This window comes from Streptomyces sp. NTH33, from assembly GCF_003236365.1.
Taxonomy (GTDB): domain Bacteria; phylum Actinomycetota; class Actinomycetes; order Streptomycetales; family Streptomycetaceae; genus Streptomyces.
The window spans coordinates 1-2637 of sequence record NZ_POTZ01000693.1; the positions used below are offsets into that span (position 1 = coordinate 1).

General features: G+C 69.5%; 3 protein-coding genes. 2 read left to right on the forward strand and 1 reads right to left on the reverse strand.

The genetic code is table 11. The features are described 5' to 3' along the window. On the forward strand, positions 1-183 hold a 183-nt coding region (locus tag C1I97_RS35060), incomplete at its 5' end, for a hypothetical protein (RefSeq protein ID WP_146608404.1). A gap of 63 nt (positions 184-246) precedes the next feature. Here C1I97_RS35060 and C1I97_RS35065 read toward each other — a convergent pair. Continuing rightward, complete coding sequence (locus C1I97_RS35065) at positions 247-1725, reverse strand: amino acid permease (RefSeq protein ID WP_111006999.1); 1479 nt, start codon at positions 1723-1725, stop codon at positions 247-249. Positions 1726-1940: 215 nt separating this feature from the next. On the opposite strand from C1I97_RS35065, the gene C1I97_RS35070 reads away from it, so the two are divergent. Continuing rightward, the gene (locus C1I97_RS35070) at positions 1941-2426 is read left to right on the forward strand and encodes a ribose-5-phosphate isomerase (RefSeq protein ID WP_111007000.1); all 486 of its coding nucleotides are present in this window, start codon (positions 1941-1943) and stop codon (positions 2424-2426) included. Positions 2427-2637 lie beyond the last annotated feature (211 nt).

Below are 2637 nucleotides of genomic sequence, written 5' to 3' on the forward strand. Positions count from 1 at the left end.
GCGCACCCCTCCGCCTCCACCGGGCCCTCGCCCACCGTGGAGGGCGCCCCCTGGCACGCCCGCCTGCTCGGCTTCGACGCGGACGGCAAGTCGTACCAGGTCAGCACCTGGTACCGGTCGGACACGGAGCAGCGGGCGCTGCCGACGTACGAGAGGGTCCAGGACAGCTTCACGGTGCTGTGAGGAGCGGGGGAAGAGCGGAGGGAGCCCCGTAGGACTCCCTCACGCGCGCGTGCCGTACTCGCGTCAGCCGACCGGGACGTTCTCCGTCGCCTCCGCGCCGGCCCGCGCCGCGACCGCCGCCCGGCCGTTCCCGGCCCTCTGCCTGACGAAGGCGATCACCAGCACGATCGCCGCGACCAGCAGCGACAGCAGCACGGTCTCGCGGCCGTCGTGCGCGGTGTCGGTCAGCATGTAGCCGAGGACGAAGACGATCAGCCCGGCCGCCGCCCAGGTCAGGTACGGGTACAGCCACATCTTCACGACCAGCTTCTCCGGGGCCTCCCGCTGGATGATTTTGCGCATCCGCAACTGCGAGAGGCAGATCACCAGCCAGACGAACAGGGCGACCGCACCGGAGGAGTTGACGAGGAAGAGGAAGACGGAGTTCGGGAACTTGTAGTTGAAGAACACGGCCACGAAGCCGAAGACGACCGACGCGGTGATCGCGGCCACCGGCACACCACGGCCGTTGGTCCGCGCGAACGCCTTCGGCGCGTCCCCGCGCTCGCCGAGCGAGAAGGCCATGCGGGAGGCGGTGTAGAGGCCGGAGTTGAGGCAGGACAGCACCGAGGTCAGCACGATGAAGTTCATGATCTGACCGGTGTGCGCGATACCGAGGGAGTCGAGGGCGGCGACGTAGGAGCCCTTGTCGGTGACCGACTTGTCGTTCCAGGGGACCAGGGCCACGACGACGAAGACCGAGCCGAGGTAGAAGACGCCGATGCGCCAGATGATGCTGTTGGTCGACTTGGTGACGGCACGCTGCGGGTCCTCCGACTCGCCGGCGGCCAGTGTCGCGATCTCACTGCCCATGAAGGAGAAGACGACGAGCAGCACACCGGTGAGGATCGCGCCGGGCCCGTGCGGCAGGAAGCCGCCGTGGCCGGTGAGGTTGCCGAGCCCCGCCTTGTCGCTGTGCACGCCGGGCAGCACGCCGAAGACGGCCAGCAGACCGATGACGACGAACGCGCTGATCGCCACGACCTTGATCCCGGCGAACCAGAACTCGAACTCGCCGTAGGAGCCGACGGAGGCCAGATTGGTCGCGGTCAGCACCACCATGACGATCAGCGCCCACCCCCACTGGGGCACGGCCGGAACCCAGCCGGAGAGGATCTTCGCCCCGGCGGTCGCCTCCACGGCCAGGACGACGACCCAGAAGAACCAGTACAGCCAGCCGATGGAGAACCCGGCCCAGCCGCCGAGCGCCCGGTCGGCGTGCGCCGAGAACGAGCCGGAGGTGGGGTTGGCGGCGGACATCTCGCCGAGCATGCGCATCACCAGGACGACGAGCGTGCCGACGAGGGCGTACGAGAGCAGGATGCCGGGGCCCGCGGTGGCGATGCCGGCGCCGGAACCGACGAACAGCCCCGCACCGATCACACCGCCGATGGCGATCATCGTCAGGTGGCGGTTCTTGAGGCCGGCCTGGAGCCCGGAGCCGTGTCCTGGGGGGCTTGCGTGGGCACTTCCGGTCTTCGGCAAGGTCGGCTGCGAGGTCATGGGGGGCTTCCTTTGCGCCGGGTGAGCGGTCTGCCGTACGAGCGGTGTACGACCTGGTCCAGTGAAACTGAGGCGCTGGGGCGGTGAGAACCTTCAAAACCTAATCTTTACTTCCGGCTTCCCTGAGTTTGTGGTTTATCTCACACGGTTCTTGCGGCTGTGATAGAGCCCCACCCGGCGCGGCTCCCCCCGTTCGGCCGTGTCACACTCGGACCATGCGCGTGTATCTCGGCTCCGACCATGCGGGCTTCGAACTCAAGAACCACCTCGTCGAGTGGCTCAAGGCGGCGGGCCACGAGCCCGTCGACTGCGGCCCGCACATCTACGACGCCCAGGACGACTACCCGCCCTTCTGCCTGCGCGCCGCCGAGCGCACGGCCGGCGACCCCGACTCCCTCGGCATCGTGATCGGCGGCTCCGGCAACGGTGAGCAGATCGCCGCGAACAAGGTCAAGGGTGTCCGCGCGGCCCTCGCCTGGAGCGAGGAGACGGCCGCCCTCGGCCGCCAGCACAACAACGCCAACGTCGTCGCGGTGGGCGCGCGCATGCACACGCTGGAGGAGGCGACGAAGTTCGTCGAAACCTTCCTGGCCACCCCCTTCTCCGGCGACGAACGCCACATCCGCCGCATCGACATGCTGTCGTCCTACGAGACGACGGGCGACCTGCCGCCGATTCCGGCGCACCACCCGCAGGGATAGGACGGCGACGACGCGCGGCACCGGGCCCGGGGGGGTGTTGCAGTGCCTGCCCCACGGGCCCGAAGCCTCGTGAAACCTGAGTCAGAGCACCCCGCCGGTCCCTGGGCCGGAGCTCTTCCTCCTGCCGAGCCGGGCGGACCGGTTGGCCCGAGCCACCAGGGGTGCAGGGGCGGAGTCTTCGCCGGGGCGCGGGGGCGGAGCCCCACCGGGG

Coding starts and splice junctions, on each gene's coding strand:
- C1I97_RS35070 (WP_111007000.1), top strand. CDS start 1,941: ATGCGCGTGTATCTCGGCTCCGACCATGCGGGCTTCGAACTCAAGAAC.
- C1I97_RS35065 (WP_111006999.1), bottom strand. CDS start 1,725: ATGACCTCGCAGCCGACCTTGCCGAAGACCGGAAGTGCCCACGCAAGC.